Source organism: Dyella telluris (assembly GCF_014297575.1).
In the GTDB taxonomy this organism is placed as follows: Bacteria; Pseudomonadota; Gammaproteobacteria; order Xanthomonadales; family Rhodanobacteraceae; genus Dyella; species Dyella telluris.
Window position 1 is genome coordinate 4069631 of sequence record NZ_CP060412.1, and the last position, 18361, is coordinate 4087991.

19 protein-coding genes and 1 other RNA gene are annotated in these 18361 nt (G+C 64.3%); 8 read left to right on the forward strand and 12 right to left on the reverse strand.

Annotated elements, in window-relative coordinates; all coding sequences use genetic code 11:
- Positions 1-4: 4 nt before the first annotated feature.
- Complete coding sequence (gene bcsG / locus H8F01_RS17910; protein WP_187056394.1) at positions 5-1588, forward strand: cellulose biosynthesis protein BcsG; 1584 nt, start codon at positions 5-7, stop codon at positions 1586-1588.
- Positions 1588-1773, forward strand: coding sequence for a hypothetical protein (locus H8F01_RS17915; protein WP_187056395.1), 186 nt, complete (start codon positions 1588-1590; stop codon positions 1771-1773). Before bcsG ends, H8F01_RS17915 begins: the two co-directional genes overlap by 1 nt.
- 4 nt (positions 1774-1777) lie before the next feature.
- Here H8F01_RS17915 and H8F01_RS17920 read toward each other — a convergent pair whose 3' ends face one another.
- From H8F01_RS17920 to H8F01_RS17935, 4 genes are all read right to left on the reverse strand, one after another.
- Entirely contained in the window at positions 1778-3529 is a 1752-nt protein-coding gene (locus H8F01_RS17920) for a GGDEF domain-containing protein (RefSeq protein ID WP_187056396.1), read from the reverse strand.
- Between the two features lie 232 nt (positions 3530-3761).
- Complete coding sequence (locus H8F01_RS17925; RefSeq protein ID WP_187056397.1) at positions 3762-4526, reverse strand: bestrophin-like domain; 765 nt, start codon at positions 4524-4526, stop codon at positions 3762-3764.
- 182 nt (positions 4527-4708) lie between these two features.
- On the reverse strand, positions 4709-4846 hold the full coding sequence (locus H8F01_RS17930) for a hypothetical protein (RefSeq protein WP_187056398.1): 138 nt from the start codon (positions 4844-4846) through the stop codon (positions 4709-4711).
- A 346-nt stretch (positions 4847-5192) separates the two neighbouring features.
- A complete protein-coding gene (locus tag H8F01_RS17935; RefSeq protein ID WP_187056399.1) occupies positions 5193-5522 on the reverse strand; it encodes a hypothetical protein in 330 nt (109 codons plus the stop codon).
- Positions 5523-5779: 257 nt separating this feature from the next.
- Here H8F01_RS17935 and H8F01_RS17940 point away from each other — a divergent pair, with 257 nt between their 5' ends.
- Entirely contained in the window at positions 5780-6217 is a 438-nt protein-coding gene (locus tag H8F01_RS17940; protein WP_187056400.1) for a VOC family protein, read from the forward strand.
- 21 nt (positions 6218-6238) lie between these two features.
- Here H8F01_RS17940 and H8F01_RS17945 read toward each other — a convergent pair whose 3' ends face one another.
- The 4 genes from H8F01_RS17945 to ssrA all read right to left on the reverse strand — a co-directional run bounded on the left by H8F01_RS17945 (position 6239) and on the right by ssrA (position 10300).
- On the reverse strand, positions 6239-7876 hold the full coding sequence (locus tag H8F01_RS17945) for a mechanosensitive ion channel family protein (RefSeq protein WP_187056401.1): 1638 nt from the start codon (positions 7874-7876) through the stop codon (positions 6239-6241).
- Between the two features lie 185 nt (positions 7877-8061).
- Entirely contained in the window at positions 8062-8391 is a 330-nt protein-coding gene (locus H8F01_RS17950) for a hypothetical protein (protein ID WP_187056402.1), read from the reverse strand.
- A gap of 111 nt (positions 8392-8502) precedes the next feature.
- On the reverse strand, positions 8503-8910 hold the full coding sequence (locus H8F01_RS17955; protein WP_222615677.1) for a VOC family protein: 408 nt from the start codon (positions 8908-8910) through the stop codon (positions 8503-8505).
- A 1037-nt stretch (positions 8911-9947) separates the two neighbouring features.
- Positions 9948-10300, reverse strand: a transfer-messenger RNA (tmRNA) gene (ssrA, locus tag H8F01_RS17960).
- Positions 10301-10412: 112 nt separating this feature from the next.
- Between ssrA and H8F01_RS17965 the strand changes: the two genes are divergently transcribed.
- Complete coding sequence (locus H8F01_RS17965) at positions 10413-10925, forward strand: GNAT family N-acetyltransferase (protein ID WP_187056403.1); 513 nt, start codon at positions 10413-10415, stop codon at positions 10923-10925.
- A gap of 6 nt (positions 10926-10931) precedes the next feature.
- Here H8F01_RS17965 and smpB read toward each other — a convergent pair whose 3' ends face one another.
- Positions 10932-11423, reverse strand: coding sequence for an SsrA-binding protein SmpB (gene smpB, locus H8F01_RS17970; RefSeq protein WP_019466965.1), 492 nt, complete (start codon positions 11421-11423; stop codon positions 10932-10934).
- A gap of 83 nt (positions 11424-11506) precedes the next feature.
- On the opposite strand from smpB, the gene H8F01_RS17975 reads away from it, so the two are divergent.
- Both H8F01_RS17975 and H8F01_RS17980 read left to right on the forward strand, forming a co-directional pair.
- Positions 11507-11938 (forward strand): type II toxin-antitoxin system RatA family toxin, encoded by a 432-nt coding sequence (locus H8F01_RS17975; protein ID WP_187059362.1) that lies wholly within the window; start codon positions 11507-11509, stop codon positions 11936-11938.
- A complete protein-coding gene (locus H8F01_RS17980) occupies positions 11931-12212 on the forward strand; it encodes an RnfH family protein (protein ID WP_187056404.1) in 282 nt (93 codons plus the stop codon). The genes H8F01_RS17975 and H8F01_RS17980 overlap by 8 nt, the downstream gene beginning before the upstream one ends.
- A gap of 16 nt (positions 12213-12228) precedes the next feature.
- Here the strand turns inward: H8F01_RS17980 and H8F01_RS17985 are convergent, their stop codons facing one another.
- The gene (locus H8F01_RS17985; protein ID WP_187056405.1) at positions 12229-12705 is read right to left on the reverse strand and encodes an outer membrane protein assembly factor BamE; all 477 of its coding nucleotides are present in this window, start codon (positions 12703-12705) and stop codon (positions 12229-12231) included.
- A gap of 76 nt (positions 12706-12781) precedes the next feature.
- Here H8F01_RS17985 and fur point away from each other — a divergent pair, with 76 nt between their 5' ends.
- Positions 12782-13198 (forward strand): ferric iron uptake transcriptional regulator, encoded by a 417-nt coding sequence (fur, locus tag H8F01_RS17990; protein ID WP_187056406.1) that lies wholly within the window; start codon positions 12782-12784, stop codon positions 13196-13198.
- Positions 13199-13762: 564 nt separating this feature from the next.
- On the opposite strand, the gene H8F01_RS17995 is transcribed toward fur, so the two are convergent.
- Positions 13763-15358, reverse strand: a complete 1596-nt coding sequence (locus tag H8F01_RS17995; RefSeq protein WP_187056407.1) for an MASE1 domain-containing sensor histidine kinase — start codon at positions 15356-15358, stop codon at positions 13763-13765.
- Between the two features lie 126 nt (positions 15359-15484).
- On the opposite strand from H8F01_RS17995, the gene H8F01_RS18000 reads away from it, so the two are divergent.
- Positions 15485-16120: a response regulator transcription factor gene (locus tag H8F01_RS18000; RefSeq protein ID WP_187056408.1), complete on the forward strand. Its 636-nt coding sequence runs from the start codon at positions 15485-15487 to the stop codon at positions 16118-16120.
- Positions 16121-16633: 513 nt separating this feature from the next.
- Here H8F01_RS18000 and recN read toward each other — a convergent pair.
- Positions 16634-18304, reverse strand: a complete 1671-nt coding sequence (recN, locus tag H8F01_RS18005; protein ID WP_187056409.1) for a DNA repair protein RecN — start codon at positions 18302-18304, stop codon at positions 16634-16636.
- Positions 18305-18361 lie beyond the last annotated feature (57 nt).

Consider the following 18361-nt stretch of genomic DNA (forward strand, 5'->3'; position numbering starts at 1 on the left):
AGGCATGGGTTTCTGGAATCTCTACTTCATCGCGGTGCTCTACCTGGCCTGGTCAGGCAGCCTGAAGCCGGTCTGGTGGCTCAACCTGCTGTTCGCGGCGGGCTTGCTGGTGCCGCTGCACAAGCGCTGGCAGCGGGTGACGCGGCAGGTGCTGGCGGTGATCGCCGGTGCCGCGCTGTTGTATTACCAGTCCAACCTGCCGCCCTTCAGTTACGTGCTGAAGCAGATTCCCGGGCTCGCCTCGTTCTCGCCCACGTACATGATGGAACTGGCGCGTCGCGCGTTTCATCCGGCCATGGTCTACATCCCGATCCTCGCGGTGGTGGTCTACGCCATCGTCAACCGCTGGGTGCGCGTGACCACCTTCGTGCTGATGGCGTTGGTCATCTTCCCGCTGTGGCAGGGCATGGGCACGCTGATCGCCAAGTCGGGCCAGGGCCCGGCCCTGGCGGCGAACCCACGTGCGGACGCGAACGCCGCCAACGCGGGCGCCGATGGCGCTACCGGCAGCTACGACGAACAGCTGGCCGCGTTCCATCATGCGGAGAAGAGCCGTCGCGTGTCGTTCTTCCCACAGGCCGCCGACGCCGAAGCGCAGTTCGACATCATCATCATCCACATCTGCTCGCTGTCGTGGGATGACCTGGAAGTGGCCAACCTGCGCGACAACCCGCTGTTCGGCAAGTTCGACTACGTGTTCAAGCATTTCAGCAGCGCCGCCAGCTACAGCGGCCCGGCCGCGATCCGCCTGTTGCGTGCCTCGTGCGGGCAGGAGGCCCATCAAGAGCTGTACAGCGCCGACGCGCAGGAATGCCACGTGTTCGCCGACCTGGCCGCAGCCGGTTACGACGTGCAGTTCATGCTGAACCACAACGGTCGCTTCGACGATTTCATCGGCGTGGTGCAGCGCGAGATCGGCCGCCCCGGCATCCAGCCGCAATCCACGGATGGGCTGCCGCCCTTCATGAAGGAGTTCGATGGCTCCGAGCTCGTCGACGATTACGACGCGCTCGCACGCTGGTACCAGCAGCGCGCCGCGAAGGGCGGTGGCCCGGTGGCGCTCTACTACAACACGGTGACCATGCACGACGGCAACCGTCTGCCGGGCAGTAACCTCACCAGCCTGCAGTCCTACCCCATCCGCCTGAGCCGTCTGCTGAGCGACATCGATCGCTTCACCGATGTCATCGCGCACTCCGGCCGCAAGGCCATGGTGATCTTCGTGCCCGAGCACGGTGCCGCCCTGCGCGGCGACGCTGGGCAGATGTCCGGCCTGCGCGAAATTCCCACGCCGCGCATCGTGAACGTGCCGGTGGGCGTGAAGCTGATCGGCCTTCCGGCGGGCAAAGCACCGGCGGGCCACCCCATCACCATCGACACGCCCACCAGCTATCTCGCGCTGGCGCAGTTGATGTCGAACCTGGTGGCCAACAGTCCTTTCAAGGAGGGTTCGCCGGCGCTGGAACAGTACTCGCACGACCTGCCGCAGACGCGCCTGGTGGGCGAGAACGACACCACCGTCACCATGGGTACCGCCAGTGGCTATGTAATCCACACCCCCGATGGCGTTTGGATGGAGGGCAAGTGATGACCAGCCCCAAAGAGCCGCATGCGCGGATGACGCCCAACGATATCGAGACCTACGCCAGCTATGTCGAGGGCATCGACCCGGCGCGCTACTACGACAGTCAGGTGGAAGAGGTAAAGGCGGCGGCCCGCAAGCGCTGGCCCTTGCTGGCCGACGTGTTGTTGCCGCCGGACCCGGAGCGCTAAGGCCTCACGCCGCGGCGGATTCAACGCGATCGCGGCCGCCTTCCTTGGCGCGGTAGAGCAGGGCATCCGCATCGCGCATCAGTTCGTCGATGTCGATGGCCACGCCGTCGGCATGCCGCGCAAAGGCCACGCCAATGCTGATGGTGACGCTGAAGCTCTGGCCATCGGCCGCGACCATCGTTTCGCCCCGGATGCGCAGGCGTAGCCGTTCGGCCAGCGCACGCGCCTGGTCCGCCGTCTGCACGCGCAGCAGTATCACGAACTCCTCGCCGCCGAAGCGGGCGACGATGTCGTCCGTGCGCACCGTGTCGCGGCAGACCCCTGCTAGCGCCACCAGCGCCTTGTCACCGCTGTCGTGGCCATAGGTATCGTTGACGCGCTTGAAATGGTCGATATCCAGCAGCATCAGCGCGATCACCGGATCGCTGTGGCGCTGGTCGGCGAACAGCACGCGGGCGCGGCTCTCCAGTGCACGCCGGTTGAACAGGCCGGTGAGCGCGTCGGTTTCGGCCATCACCTGCAGCTCGCCGATCAGGCGCTTGCGTTCCTGCTCGAGCTGCATGCGTTTGTCGTCGTTTTTCTTCAGAATGTTCAGGGCGCTGAAGAGCTCCTGCATCTCGTTGCTGTAGTTGTTTGGCGGCAATGCGGCGGACGCATGACCCGAGGCCATGGCCAGAATGAAGCGGCGCGCTTCGGCTACGGGTTCGATGATCTTTTCCCGGAACCGCCACATGATCAGCAGCAGCATGCCGGTGAGCAGGGCGGCGAAGATGCCACTGGCAATCAGGTAGATCAGGTGCGCGTGCAGGCTGTGGTCGATGGTCTTGCCGGCTAGTGCCAGGGCGTCGTCGCGAAACTGGTTGATGGGTGCGACCAGCGGCGCGTACTCCTCGCTGAGCTGAAGCGGCAAGGCATCCACGCCGCCGGGACGCACCGCCTGCTGGCGGACGCGGTCGATCAGGGCGAGCCCGTCGCCGAAGTAGCGCCGATCGAGTTCGGTGAAGTCGGACTGCAGACTGGGTGGCAGCACCCGGATGCTCGGGTGCAGCAGCTGATGCAGCTGGTCGATCTCGCCGATGGTCCGCGCCACCTCGAACAACTCTTTGTCGGTCATGGCGCGACGCGACACCACCGCCGGCGTGAACAGCGACACGATCATGCCCGCGCGTTCGCGCAGCAGGCCCGAAAGACGCGCCACCAGCAGATAGCTCTGCACATCGGCGTTCTCGCGCACGATGCCCAGCGAACCGATTTCGGTGATGGACGAAAGTTGCGGCACCACCGTGGACAGGCGGGCGAACGCGTCGATGATGTCGTCGTCGGTGTGGGTCTGGTGGCTGAGGGTGTCGATGTTCCGGCGTGCGCTCACCAGCTGTGCGTTGGCGCCTTCCCAGATGGGCACGAACAGCGGGCAGTTCCTGCAGTCGCGGTCATGCAGCGCTGCCACCAGCTGGTCCATGCGCTGATCCGTGGCCAGCCGGGCAGCCCGTTTCGCTGCCAGCCACTCTTGTGGCGCGGGTTCCTGCAGCACGGCTACGGCGTAGGACGGCCGGCGTTCGCTGGACACGTCAGCCATGGCGCCCAGCACGGCATGCAGTACGTTGAACTCCTTCTTCGCCTCATAGGCGTCGCGGTAGCCGCGCCATTGCAGCACGAACAAGGCAAGCACCAGCGCCACCACCATCAGGTAGATGGCCATGGCAGCCAAACGGAAACGGCGGCTGATCGATTCGCCTGCGGGCGCGGTGGATGGCATGCGTCGCTTTCGCCTCGTAAACGGTGATCGGGCGGGGAAGCACGCGTGGCAAAGGCCAGCGCCATGCCGTCATGGTGGCGCATGGCTGCCTGTCCCGGCGTCGCTCCCCCTGTCCTGTGCGGCCCAGTCTCCCGGGGTGACCGTGATGACCTTGTCGGCGCGGCAAGGCAGGGGCGTGGCGACCCCGCCGCCATGGGTTCCCGCGACCGATCCCGGTGAGAAGGCCGCCGGATCAGCTGTGCGGCAGGGTGGCCAGCAGGGCTTGCAGGTTCTGCGGCGCCACGCGGATAAACCCGCCGCGAGGGCTGTCGATATCCGCGATAAGCATGAATGACACCGCCACGACCAGCGGTAGCACCAGCATCAGCCCGGGACCGGACGTCAGCTTGCTCGACCCCATGCCCACCAGCAGGTTGCTGCCCAGCGCGATGGCCCACATCAGTGCCCACGCTGCGATGGGGATGCGGTTCCACCACGCGGCCTGCGTATAGCCTTCTGCATTGAGCACATCGTTCATACCCGACACCACCAGTGCAGTGATCGGCGTGGGTTGCTGGCTGGCTGGCACGGTCACTGCGTTCCACAGGCTCGATTGCACGGCGTTCTTGCGTTTGATGAGCTGGGGCAGCTGGCTGCGGTCGGTGGTTTCGTAGAAGGTGATGCGCAGCTCCAGGTAGTTCACCAGCAGGGGGCGTAGCTTGGTGGCGTCATCCGGTGCCAGCAGGTCCAGCCGCACGTACTCGGTGCCGATGGCGTTGGCTTCGGCTTCCTCGTAATTCTTGCGCAGGTCATAGCGGCTGATGGCCATGGAAAAGCTGAAGCCGATGATCAGCCCGAGCAGGGTCAGGGTGGCGCCCTGCACCACGTTGAAGATATCCCGCTCGGACGCCACGGGCGGCCTGCGTCGACTCCACCAGGCGCCCACGCGCCCTGCGATCCACATGCCCGCGAGCGAGAGCACAAACACCACGAACGGATGGTTGAACGCGTACGTCATGTAGCGCCCCCGGGGCAGATGACATCAGGCGTGGCGACACTGTCGGGGCGCTCGCGAAGCAGATGTGAAGGTGTGGCGATCCTGCGGTTTTCGCAGCGCAGATGAAGCAGGCTGTGGAATCCGGGGGAGGCGCGGCCCGGTGGCGCCTTTGGTCGGCCCGCGATGGACCTGTGGCCCTCCGCTTACCGCGACAGCTCTACCGGATGACCGTGCTCCGCCGACAACGATGCGTCATGCCGTCGCTGCCGATGTTGCATCCAGAGAATGGCCGCGACGAGCAGCGCGATACCAACGAGGGCGACGATGCGGGTAGGGCTCATGCGGGTGACTCGCTTTGATGCGGGGGGCGATGCATCGTAACCCACGTGTGGACCATGGGTTGGCCGGAGAATCGTACTGCCGTTGGCGGGGCATCCCGGCTTATTCCGTGGCGCGATGCTGCCCCGAAGGCATGGGGCAGCGTCCGGGCCTGAGCGGAGGGTAGGGCGCCTGCAACGATAACGTTGGCCTGCGCTGGCACGGGTGAGCCACGGGCAAGCGAATCCGCACGCATGAGCTTGCACTCATCCGCGTAGGCATGTGCCTAATTTCGATGTGCGTGATCGTCCAGGTGTGGCGCATCGGTTCGAACGCCGATGCGCCACGGGGAGCGATCAACGGACGGAATCAGGCGTTCAAAGTGGGCTCGTGACCGGGCCCGTACACCGCGTGCTCAAGACAGTGGATGGCTATCGAGAGTGCGGTGATCACCTCGGCGGAAAACGGAAACTCCAGCGCCTTCGCCGGCAAACCCCATGCCTTCGACTTGCGGAAACGTTCGCTGTCGCAGCGCAGGCGCACCAACGCCAGTATCGCGATGGCGACGTCCAGCCGGTCGTAGGCAAGGAGTGCCGGTGCGGCCGAACCCCTGTCGGGTGGGTCGCCGGGTGAAGCCTTGAGGGTGTCGTCGTCGGGAAACGACGGGCGAAAGCGTGCCGTATGATCGCGGCTAGCCATGATCAACTCCGTTTCAGTTGGTGATGGTCAGCGGGTCGTAGGTGCGCTAACACCTGCGGCCCGCGCCTCATGACATTGCTGCCACGGCCACCCGCGAAGCGCATCGAAAAGACCACGCGGGCGACCAGTACACGCTAGCAACCGCCCTACAAGAGCGTCTGTCAGGCTTGGATGTGATGGATGTGCGGGCAGGGGAGTGTCGCTGTCGCCAACTCCGCGCTACGTTGTCGGAACAAACCACACCCGGAGGCCCAACGATGGCACTCAAGCGGATGGACAACGTAGGCATCGTGGTTGAGAACCTCGACCACGCCATCGCCTTCTTTCAGGACCTTGGCCTTGAACTGGACGGCCGCGCCATGATCGAAGGCGAATGGGCCGGCCGCGTTACCGGGCTGGGCGATCAACAGGTCGAAATCGCCATGATGCGTACTCCCGACGGGCACAGCCGGTTGGAACTCTCGCGCTTCCTTGCACCTGCACCCGTTGAGGACCACCGCCATGCGCCGGTAAATGCCCTGGGCTATCTGCGTGTGATGTTCGCCGTGGACGATATCGACGCGACGCTGGAGAAACTGCAGAAGCGTGGCGCGCAGCTGGTGGGTGACGTCGTGAACTACAAGGATGTTTACCGGCTTTGCTATATCCGTGGGCCGGAAGGACTGCTGATCGGGCTTGCGCAGGAGCTTGGTTAGGCCCGGCTATCGCAGGGCGCATCAGCCATTCCAGTGATCCGGGGGCACCACCTTGGCTTCCTTGGGGTCACCCACGTAATGGGGTGACATGATCTGCACGCCGGCGGTGTTGAAGTTGTCCTGGATGCGGGAATGCAGCTCGTGGAGGATATCCAGGCGCAGGCTGTTGTCGGCGATGCGCGCGTGGAGCAGGTACTCGACGTAGAAATCGGACAGCGCCGTCTGCAAGACGAAGGGTGCCGGATCGGCATGTACGTGCGCGGTCGCCTTGGCGGCATCCACCAGCATCTGCTGCACCTGACGCCAGGGCGCGTCGTACCCGATGGTGACCGTGGTGGTGAGCCACATGCCCGGGCCCTCCGGGTTTCGCGAGTAGTTCTGCAACTGGCTGGCAAGTACGACATTGTTGGGGATGCTCACCTCGACACCCGTCAGCGTGCGCAACCGCGTGGTGAACATGCCGATCTGCAGCACGGCGCCCTCGGTGTTTCCGCTTTTGATCACGTCACCGACCTTCATGGTGCGGGCATAAAGGATGGTGAAGCCCGCGGCGGCCTGCCCGATGATGCCGGACGCGCCCAGTGACACCATCAGGCCAACGAGCACGCTCAGGCCCTTGAATGCTTCCGTCTGCGCGCCGGGCAGGTACGGATAAGCCATGGCCACCGCAAAAAGCCAGATCACTGCCACCACGATCTTGCGCGTGGGTTCGGCCAGTTCCGAATCAATCGCCAGCAACTTGAAGCGTCCGCTTTGCACGCCCCGAAACGTGATGCTCACCGCCTGCGCAATGACGCGCGCCACCAACAGGATGACGATGGCCGTGACGATGCCGGGCAGGGCATCGGCAATGGATTCGCCCCAATGCCTCAGGGTTCCCAGCACCCAGCCCCGCATGACCCGCGCCCACGGCTGGGTATAGGGAAACTGGGCCAGTACGAAGCGCACCCATGCGGCAAACGCGGCCAAGCCCACGATCCAGATAACGACCCGGAGAATCCAGGACGCGATCATGCGCGTGCTCAGGGCAAACTGCCTCGCCGACTCATTGCGTATGGCCAGCAAACGCCGTTCCAGCCAGCGCTGCAGCGCGCTATCGATATGTCGTCCCAGCCATCGAAGCATCAGCAGGAACGTCGCCACGATGAGGGTGGCCAGGGCAGACCACGAGACGGCTTGTATCAGGCGCTTGGGTGAATTGGAGTCATCAGAGGCTTGCACTGCCTCGGTCAGGGTCTGCGATACCCGCGCCCGCACGGAAGCCATCGTTTCGCTGTTCAGGGTGTCCAGGTCATCCGGCGTAATGATGCAGACAAACTCGTTATCCAGCATGACCAGCATCCCTTGCGGGACGTCATTGAAGGTGACCTGATCGGCGTGGCTGTGCGCCGAAATACGGTCGATGTTCGCCGCGCCGGCCGCTGCACGGAGTTCGGGCGAGCGACCGAGGAAATCGGCGCGGAACGTCACGATGTCCCGGTTGAAGTAGCGCAGCGTCGCTTCCGGACTGGAGGCGGTTGGCTTCGGCGCGGAGGGCGTCGCCGTGGGTGGCGACTGATCCGCGTGGGCCTGCATAGGCGCCATCGTCCAGAGCAGCAGCAATGCGGCGACCTGCCAGAGTGTGACAAGCCGTGACCAGCCATTCCGCGTGCTCTCCATGGCGCAACCCTTATGGTGGAGTCATGCATCAGGAGGGTCGGTGCTGGAGGGGCATCCGGCAATTCGAAAAATTACCGGAGCAGGTGCAGAAAAACTACGGGTTTTTCATGGTGCCCGGTGATTCGGGCGCTGCGAAAGACGGTGTTTGGCAGGCGCGGAAGAGTCGGAACGGACTACCGCTGTCTTCACTTGAGTGAATGCGCAACCACGCCGTAGTAAACCAGCGCTCCCAGAAACATCAGGAAGGCCATCGCGCTGAGAAACGTGGCAACCACCCGCGCGAGCGTTGCATCCTCCGCCTCGGGATCCGCTTCATTCTTCCAGCACGTATTGACCAGAACCCCTGAGTAGATCGTCAGCAGCACAAACACGCCGATCGATACGAGGCTGGACTGCACGACGGCAGGCAGCTGTCCATCCTGCGCCACCGAGAACACGGTGAGGGCAGCAGTGCAGAACATGATGGCGGCGATGACCACCTTGGAGACGGTGCGCGGGAGCGAGTAGGCGGGCATGGCTTGGGATCCACCTTGGCTGGCGATCAGGAAGGCACTCTGAACCCTTATTCTCACCCCATATGCTGCAGGAGAACGAGGGGCCAGAGGCCCCTCGTTTCCTACTTACGTTTACGCCCGACCAAAACTGGCCCGGAAGGCTTCCGCCGCATCCTCCCGCGTGTTGATCTCCACGCCGACCCCGCCCGGAATCTGGCAGAAGAAGCGTGAGCCACGCACGTGCTGGATCACCTCGGTTTCGAACACGACACCCGCCGCCTTGAATGCTTCGTACAGGGCAAGGACATCGGCCGCACTGGGTAACTCGAAGCCGATATGGAAGTTCTCCGGCCAATGCACAACGCGGTCCTCGGCGTCTTCGACGACGATATCGAAATCGTGTCGCTTGAGGATCTGTGTGGTGCCAAAGGCCGAGGCAGTGCAGCCGAGATGACGGACAAAGAAAGACGCCGTCGCGTCCACATCACACGAAGGAAAACTGATGTGGTTGAACTTCATGGTGCTGGAAACGTTGAGCATGATTGACTCCAAAAGCGAGGGAGCCGCGTCATCAACGAAAGGAGTCACCGGGGATGCATCGCGTTGACAGCGACAACCAAGACCCAGCAACCATTGCTCGAAGAAGCAGCGGCTGAAATGGGCGTTGGTTGACGTAAACGCTTACGACTGCCGGACGGCAGCGGAGTGGACTTTAGCAGCGGGGAGGGGGATGGGCAAAGGGAGGAAAAGTGCTCTGACTCCTTTTCCGCTTTTCCGAATGTTTTCGACGGCAGCGCTACGGGCGCGGAGGCGTCCCTTCAAAGGACAGTACGCGGATGCCGTAGGGTGTCACTTTGACGGTGATCTCACCGGTTCCCTCGCCTGGAACAGAGCCAATGGAGCTCTTGCTTACACAGAGGTGCACAGTCCCGTCCACAGTGAAATCCCAGAAGGCAATTTGGGGTGAGCACCCCTTGGAGACGGTGTAACTGGAGTACTTGATGGTGCTGGTGATCTCCGCGCCATCCGCGTATCGGGAAGGGAGGTCAAAGGCCGAATGAAATGCAAAGATGAGAGGCAGTGCCCAATATGCGCATACAAGCTTCAGGCGTTCCAGAAAGGGTGTGTCATCCATTGACAGCGGAATGTTGCTGAGTGCGCAACACAGACACGTTATCAACGTTGCGACTATTGACCAGAATGTGGCGTGATAACTGGTCTTTGCATAGCTGCCGACGGCAAGCCGGAAGAGCACGGCCATCCCGATCCATGGGGCAAATATTCTCAGGTAAATCCAGCGTGGCTCTTTGATTATCCCGTTGCACCTACCCATGACCTATCCATGTCGCGCGTGCTGAGTGGGAAATTTTACGGGAGCGGCTACTGATGGTGGGGCGTGGTTATCGCCAGGGAGGCTGGAGAGGACTTGTGACTACCCACATGACTCAAAGGCTACTGTCCCGTCGGTTTGATGTCCTGGCCGTCATTGGAAGACATGCAAAACGAAATGCTGCCAGACGTGCGATTCCTGGCAAACAAAAAAATCCCGGCGATTTCTCGCCGGGATTTTTTCTTATTGGTGGAGGTGGCGGGAGTCGAACCCGCGTCCGAAGGCGTTTGACGCCCGGTACTACATGCTTAGCTCGCCGTTAGATCTCGTCCCGCGACAGCACAGCGTGCAAAGCGCATCGAAGGACCAGCCTGCTTGATTTAACCCTTGCCGACAGGCGGCAGCTTCGGGCGATCTCGTGATAATGACCCTACATCCACGAGCACGAGCACAAGTGGGTTCGGGGCTAGGCCTTAAGCGGCCAGAGCGTAGTTGTCGTCGTTGGCAACTATGAGTTTTGCTGCTGGATTAACGAGGAAAGCTGCCCCCTCGGCATGCACCAAGCCATCTCACTACCCCCGTCGAAGCCATGACACCCCCGGGGAAACTGGTTTGAAGCTGGTCAGTCAGTATATGTAGGCAATGGGGCTTTCATCAAGGCGGCAGGACGCCGCTATTGTTTGCGCGAACCACCACCCTATAGGGACCGACCATGGTGCGGATACGTCAGGCAGGGCTGCATGATGCGGGTGTGTTGACGGATTTGCGTTGCGCGTTTCTGGAGGAGGAGCTGCAGCAGCAGCTTCCCGAGGGGTTTGCCGACCACCTGCGCGGCTGGATCGAGGACGCCCTCCCGGAGGGTCGCCTGCTGGCCTGGCTGGCTGAGCTGGAGGGCAGGGCGGCGGGCTGCGTGATGGTGCACCCGTATACACACCTTCCATCGGTCTATTTTCAGCGGGGCGTGGGTTGGTACGTGCTGAACATGTACGTGAAGCCGACCCATCGCCGCCAGGGTGTGGCGGCGGGTTTGCTGGCGGCGCTGGGCGCGGCGGCGCGGGAGCAGGAGGTGGATTCGCTCAACCTGCATTCCACCGCGTCGGCCCACACGCTGTACGAGCGCTTCGGCTTTGGCACCTCGGTGGATGCCATGAACATGACGCTGGTGGAGGGCGTCAGTGGCCTGTCGGAGGGTGAGCCTGGCTCGTGGCGACGCGTGGCGGGCTGAGCGGGCTCAGGCGTGCTTGTTGTGGGCACGCATGGTGCGCTGCTTTTCGCGCTGCCAGTCGCGTTCCTTCTCGGTTTCGCGCTTGTCGTGGGCCTGCTTGCCCTTGGCCAGGCCAATTTCCACCTTCACCTTGTTGCCCTTCCAGTAGAGGGCCATGGGGATGAGGGTGTAGCCCTTGCGCTCGACGGCGCCGATCAGCGTGTCGATTTCCTCACGGTGCAGCAGCACCTTGCGGGTGCGGCGGTCGTTGGCCACCACGTGGGTGCTGGCGCTGATCAGCGGCGGAATGGAGGTGCCCACAAGGAAGATTTCGCCCTGGATCACCATGGCGTAGCTGTCGCCGAAATTGATGCGGCCGGCGCGCAGCGACTTCACTTCCCAGCCCTGCAGTTCAAGGCCGGCTTCGAAGCGCTGGTCGATGTGGTACTCGTGGCGTGCACGCTTGTTCAGTGCAATGGTGCCGCCCGTGTTTTTGTCTTTGTCCTTAGGCTTGGCCATGTCCGTTAAACTTCGGGCTTAATGCCCTGATGACGGTCCCGTCCGTGGAGGGACCTGAAGGTGATGCTTACGATGAGGCTGAAGTGATCGAGATCCGCCGCAGCGCCCTGGTGCGATATTCGCCTGCCCAGATGTTCGATCTGGTCAATGACGTGGAAGCATACCCAAAGCGCTTCCCGTGGTGTGTCGCCGCCCACGTGCTGGAGAAGACAGGCGATGTGCTGGTGGCGAAGCTGGATCTCAAGTACGCCGGCTTCCGCCAGAGCTTTACCACGCGCAACACCACCACACCGCCGAGCCGCCTGCACATGAGCCTGGTGGATGGCCCGTTCCGTAGTCTGGATGGCGTGTGGAACTTCATTGCACTGGGTGACGCCGGTTGCAAGGTGGCGTTCGAGCTGGATTTCGAATACGCCGGCCGTCTGGTGGGCTCCGCGTTGAAACTGGGTTTCCAGGGGCTGGCCGGTCGCATGGTGGACGATTTCTGCCGCGAGGCGGAACGCACCTATGGCTGACCGGATGACCGTGGAAGTGGTCTACGCCACCCCTGCGCAGCGCTGGCTGCGTGAAGTGTCGCTGCCGGTGGGTAGCACCGTGGCCGAGGCCATCGAGGCGTCAGGCCTTGCCCGCGAGGTACCGGGGCTGGTGGTGGATCCGGCGCGGCTGGGCGTTTTTTCCCGCAAGGTGACGCCGGACCAGTTGGTGGGCGAGGGCGACCGGGTGGAAATCTACCGGCCGCTCATGCTCGATCCGAAGGAAGCACGTCGGCGCCGCGCCCACGAGGGCTGACGCCGGCCAGAAGGCATCAGTGGCCGTCGTTGCCGCCGCCGTTGTCGCCACCACCGCCGCCGCCGTTGTCACCACCCTTGTCGCCGCCGGAACCCGTGTTCTTGTCGCCCTTGGTTTCGTCGACCGGGTAGCTGGCGTGGTACTTCTTGGTGTCGTTGACGAGCTTTTGTGCGTCTTCCGCGAAGAAGTCACCCTCGGTGCGCACGAGCACATCGTTGTTGAAGGTGAGCTTGAGCGCGCGAACCTTGATGTCGCCGCCACGATGCTGCTGGGTGGAGACGTAATCCCACTCGTTCTGGCTGAAGGGCGAGTTCACCGACGGGGAGCCCATGAGCACCAGCACCTGGCGCTTGGTCATGCCCGGCTGCAGCTGATCCACGGTTTTCTTGTCCAGCAGGTTGCCCTGCGACACGTCTGGGGTGTAGATGAGACGGCAGCTGGCGAGCGACAGTGCCAGCATGGCGAAACCCAGCGTGCGAATCAGCTTGTGCATGCGTGTTGCGTCCGGATCGTAAAGGTGTCGGATGATACACTAACGGCCTTGTGGCGCCGCGTGCGTGGAGTTGGCAATGGAACAGGAAACCAAAGAACTGCGCAAAGCCGGGTTGAAGGTCACCCACCCCCGCATGCGCATTCTGCAGATCTTCGAAGACGAGGAGGCTCATCACCTCACCGCCGAGGACATCTACAAACGCCTTTTGGCCCACCAGGAAGACATCGGGCTGGCCACCGTTTACCGGGTGCTGACCCAGTTCGAGGCCGCCGGCATCGTGGTCAAGCACAACTTCGAGGGCGGCCAGGCCGTCTACGAACTGGACCGTGGCAAGCACCATGACCACATGATCGATGTGGACAGCGGAAAGGTCATTGAGTTCGTCAGCGAGGAGATCGAGCGCCTCCAGCACGAAATTGCGGCCCGCCATGGGTACGTCATCGAAGACCACAGCCTGGTGCTGTACGTGCGGCCCAAGAAGGGCCACAAGTAAGGTCAGGTTCCCGCAGGTACCCCGGGGCCGGTGGCGGAGACGCTGCCGGCCTTTTGGTTTTTTGGGCGGGGGGAGTTGCGGTGGTGGCCTGGCGGCTGGTGCCGGAAGGCGAAAGGCGCTGGATCCCCGCTTTCGCGGGGATGACGATCGGAGGGCCCAAAGGTACGTGGGCTCGACACGCCGCCTCAGCTTTGTCCGTCATCCCCGCGAAAGCGGGGATCCAGCGCCTTCAGGCGGGCCGGAGCAACAAGCGGGTCGGCCGACAGGCCAGAAAGCAGGCGAAGCAGGGCAACCCGAAAAGCGCCCATAAAAAAAGCCGCGGGAGGACTCCTGTCCACCCAGCGGCTTATCCGTTATCGAATGGCTCCAGAGAAAGGCGAGTTGCTCGCGTAGCCTGGTGATGCCATCGACTCCGGCGGAACGGCATCCTGCCGTTCTTCATGTCCACCGTCCCCACGGTTGACATGGCTCACCATCTTGCGATGGTGGCTCCCCCACATCGATGGATCCAGCGTAACGAAGCCTTCACACGTCGGGTATCAGAAAATTTCCTATGTAACGTTCCTAAGTGCGTGCTGCGTCACTAGTTTGCGTGCTGCTACGCAGCAATATCCTTAAGTGAACGCCCTGCGCTTCGGGGCGGACCCTGAACAGGCCGCCCAGGGACGTGACCCGGTCCCGCATGCCCTGCATGCCCCGGCCGCCGCGCGGCATGCGGGCGGGCAGGCCGATGCCGTTGTCGCGGATGTCCAGCAAGGCCAGCGCTACGCCTTGGCGCTCGCCAATGCGCAGGCGCAGCTGGAAGGTGTCGGCGTGGGCGTGTTTCACGGCGTTGGTGGCGCTTTCCTGCACCAGGCGATAGACCACGGTGCGGGTGTCGTCGTCCAGCAGGCGCGGGTCACCGTGCAGGTCGGTGCGGTAGGCCACGCCGGCGGCGTTGAGCAGGTCGCGGATGGGGCCCTCGTCCAGGGCGCGAAGCAGGCCGAATTCGTCCAGTACGGCCGGGCGCAGGTCATCCAGCAGGCGGTGCAGGGCGCGGCGCATGTGGCCGAGGATGGCGTTGATCGACACCCCGATGTCGTCCATGCCGGCCTGGGCCAGGCGGGACTGGGCCAGCTTCAGGTGGGTCTGGATGGCGGTGAGGTTCTGGCCCAGCTCGTCGTGCAGCTCGGCGGCCATGTGGCGGCGCTGGTTTTCCTCGGTCTGCAGGTTGCCGCGGGCGGCGTCGCGCAGCTGGCGGGCCAGGTGGTCCAGGCGGCGATTCACGGCGGCCAGGTAGACATTCTGCTCGGCCACGCGCTCGCTGCTGCGGCGCAGGGCATCCGTGGCCGAACCCAGCATGAGCGCGCCGGTGCCCGCCACGGCCAGGAACAGCTCACCCGCGGCGCCGGGTGCGCCGTGGCCGGACAGGTGATCCACCAGGGTCATGCCCAGACTGGAAATGAGCATGGAAAGGCTGGCGCCGCGCCAGCCATGCCGGAAGGCGAAGAACAGCACCGGTGCCAGCGACAGCACGCGAGCGAACTGGGGCTGTGGTGCCTCATGGGAGGACAGCACCAGCAGGATCGCCAGCGAAGGCAGCAGCACCAGCAGGCCGTCCATCAGCAGGCGGCCGAGGGCGCGCTTGTTCAGCGGTGCGCGCAACATCATCACCAGCAGGGGCACCACCAGCAGGACGCCGACGTAGTTGCCCAGCAGGTCCTGTCCCAGCGCCTGCATCATCATGTCCGCGCCGGGCGCGGCGTGGATCAGCGCCAGCATCACGGCATCGGCCGCGGTGGTGGCCGCCACGGTGAAGGCCGCCGACAGCAGCAGGCGGGCGACGTCTTCCGGGTCGCGCAGGCTGGCGTGCAGGTTGGCGCGGCGCATCAGCCACAGGCAGATGGCCGATACCAGCGGCTCGGGCAGTGCGCCCAGCAGGTAGCCGCGCCAGCCCAGCAGCAGCGGATGGAACGAGGCGATCAGTGCGCTGGCGGCGAATTCCGCACCGAGCAGCCATGGCCACATACGCCAAGGCGCCAGCAGCAGGGCGCCGAAGCGCAGGCCATAGGGAAGCATCCAGTAGGGTTGTTCCGTTGGCCACAGCAACAGCCAGAGCAGAAAGTAGCCAACGCCAAAGAGCAGGTCAGAGCCTGGCAGTGCAGAAGATTTCGATCGCATGCGCCCGATGTTACATGGCCCCGGGCGGCGGTATGGGCGGCCATCTGACAGCGTGTCGGCTGTCTCCCTTCCGATGCGAGGCAGGGGGTGATCGTCAAGCGGCGCCTGGCCTGCTATACATGGGGCATGTACAGCATTGTCCTGGTTGATGACCATGCCATCGTACGAGAGGGGTTCAAGCGGCTGATCGAAATGGAACCGGATCTGGAGGTCGTTGCGGAGTGCCGCAGCGCTGACGATGCGGTGGAAGCGGTTGGCCTGCGTCGTCCCGATCTCGTGGCACTCGATCTCTCACTGCCCGATGGCAGCGGGCTACCGTTGATCGAGCATCTGCGCAGCGTTGCCTCGGACACGCGCATCGTGGTGCTGAGCATGCACGACGGCGAACCCTACGTTTCCGAAGCGCTGCGCCGTGGCGCCAGCGGTTACGTGACCAAGGGCGTAGCACCGGAAGAACTGGTGGCCGGCCTGCGCGCGGTGATGCAGGGCGAGTGCTTCCTGAGTTCCGACCTGCGCAAGCGCCGCGCCGAACGCCCGAGCGAATCGCGCGACCCCATCCACCGACTCACCGCCCGCGAGCGCGAAGTGTTCCTGCTGCTGGCGGCAGGCCGGGCGCCAAAGCAGGTGGCCGGCGAGCTGGGTATCGGTCAGAAGACCGTCTACATCCACCGGGCGAGCCTGATGGGCAAGCTGGGGGCGGGCTCGGAACTGGATCTCTACCGCATGGCGGCGGAGCGCGGGTTGTTGCCGCGGAAGAACTGAGCGGGCATCGACATATCCGCTGCAGCTCTGTAGGAGCGCACTTGCGCGCGACAAACCTGCGGAGCGGCAGCGCCCTGATGCTGCGGTCGCGCCCAAGGGCGCTCCTACAAGGAGCCGGCTGATGCCTCTCCATGCCACTGGTTTTCTGTAGGAGCGCACTTGTGCGCGACAAACCTGCGGAGCGGCAACGCCCTGATGCTGCGGTTGCGCCCAAGGACGCTCCTACAAGGAGCCGGCTGGTGCCTCTTCATGCCACTGGTTTTCTGTAGGAGCGCACTTGTGCGCGACAGGCCTACGGAGCGGTGACGTCGTGACGCTGCGGTCGCGCCCAAGTGCGCTCCTACAAAGGGCCCGGGGGCCCTCAGCGTCTCTCGTTTGTGGGAGCGCACCCTGTGCGCGACAAGCCTACGGAGCGGTGACGTCGTGACGCTGCGGTCGCGCCCAGGTGCGCTCCTACAAAGGGCCCGGGAGCCCTCAACGTCGCTCTTTTGTGGGAGCAGTTGAGGAGTTACCTCACACCTGCGCTCGCTCCAGCATCTGCTTCGCATGCGCCTTCGTTTCGCGGGTGATTTCCACGCCGCCCAGCATGCGCGCCAGTTCATCGCGGCGACCGTTGGCGTCGAGTTTCTCGATGCGTGTGCGGGTGGATTCGCCGTCGCTGGCCTTGCTCACCCGCAGATGCGCGTGGCCCTGCGCGGCCACCTGCGGCAGGTGGGTGACGCACAGCACCTGACGCTGTGCGCCCAGGGCGCGCAGCTTCTGGCCGACCACCTCGGCCACGGCGCCGCCGATGCCGGTGTCTACTTCGTCGAACACCATGGTGCCGATGGTGTCCTTGCCCAGCGTGGCCACTTCAATGGCCAGGCTGATGCGGGCGAGTTCGCCGCCGGAGGCCACCTTGCGCAGGGCGCGCGGCGGCTGGCCGGGGTTGGCGCTGACCAGCAGTTCGCAGCGTTCGCGGCCCTGGGCATCCGGATCGGTGTCGCTGGTGGCTTCCAGTTCCACCACCAGGCGGCCGCCGCTCATGCCCAGCTCGGCCATCAGAGCGCTGACTTCGCTGCCCAGTTTCTCGGCCGACTGCTGGCGCGCGGCGCTGAGTTTCGCCGACTGTTCGTCGTACTGCTGCTGCAGGCGCGTGCGCTGGCTGGCGAGTTTCTCCAGCGCGTCGCCGGCACCTTCCAGTTCGTCCAGCTCCTGGCGTAGGGTGGCGGCCTTGTCGTGCAGTTCGGCCACGGGCACGCGGTGGCGGCGCGAGAGTTCGTGCAGGCGGGTGAGGTGGGTGTCCACCTCGGCGTAGCGATCCGGGTCCAGATCCACGTCGAGCGCGTAGCGGCCCAGGCCGTCGGCGGCTTCGCTGAGCTGGATGGAGGCGTTGTCGAGCAGGTCGAGCAGCGGCGCCAGCCGATCATCCAATGCGGCGAGCTTGCTCATCTCCAGCTGGGCACGACCCAGCGCGCGGCGCAGGGCGAATTCGCTGTCGCCATCGAGCAGTTCGACCACGCCGCCCGCGCCTTCGGCCAGGCGGCCGGCGTTGGCCAGGCGCTTGTGGCTGGCTTCCAGCTCGGTGAGTTCGGTGGCAGGCAGGGCCCACTTTTCCAGCTCGGCCAGCTCGTGGCTGAGCAGTTCAATGCGTTGCTCGCGGTCGTCGCCGCCGCTGAGCTTGCGGATGCGGTTGCCCAGCTCGCGCCATTGCTGGGCCAGTTCGCGCACCTGGGCCACCAGATCCTCGTTGCCGGCGTAGGCGTCGAGCAGTTCCATCTGGTGGGCGCGCGAGAGCAGGGCCTGGTGTTCGTGCTGGCCGTGGATTTCCACCAGCAGCGTGGCCAGTTCGCCAAGCTGGCTGGCATTGGCCGGGCGGCCATTGATCCAGGCGCGCGAGCTGCCTTCGGCGCGGATCACGCGGCGCAGCTGGCAGGCGTCTTCTTCGTCCAGCTCCTCGCGGCGCAGCCAGTCGCGGGCTTCGGGCAGGTGAGTCAGGTCGAATTCGGCGGTGAGTTCGGCGCGGTCACTGCCGGCACGCACCATGCCGCTGTCCGCGCGGGCGCCGGCCAGCAGCATCAGGGCGTCCACCAGCAGGGACTTGCCTGCGCCGGTCTCGCCGCTGACAACGGTGAGGCCGGGGCCGAAGGCGATCTCGGCTTCTTCGACGACGGCGAAATGACGAACGTAGAGCGAGGTGAGCATGGATGGCGACGTGGTGAAGTCGGTGGATTGTAAGGGGGAGGGGATGGGGCACGGCTA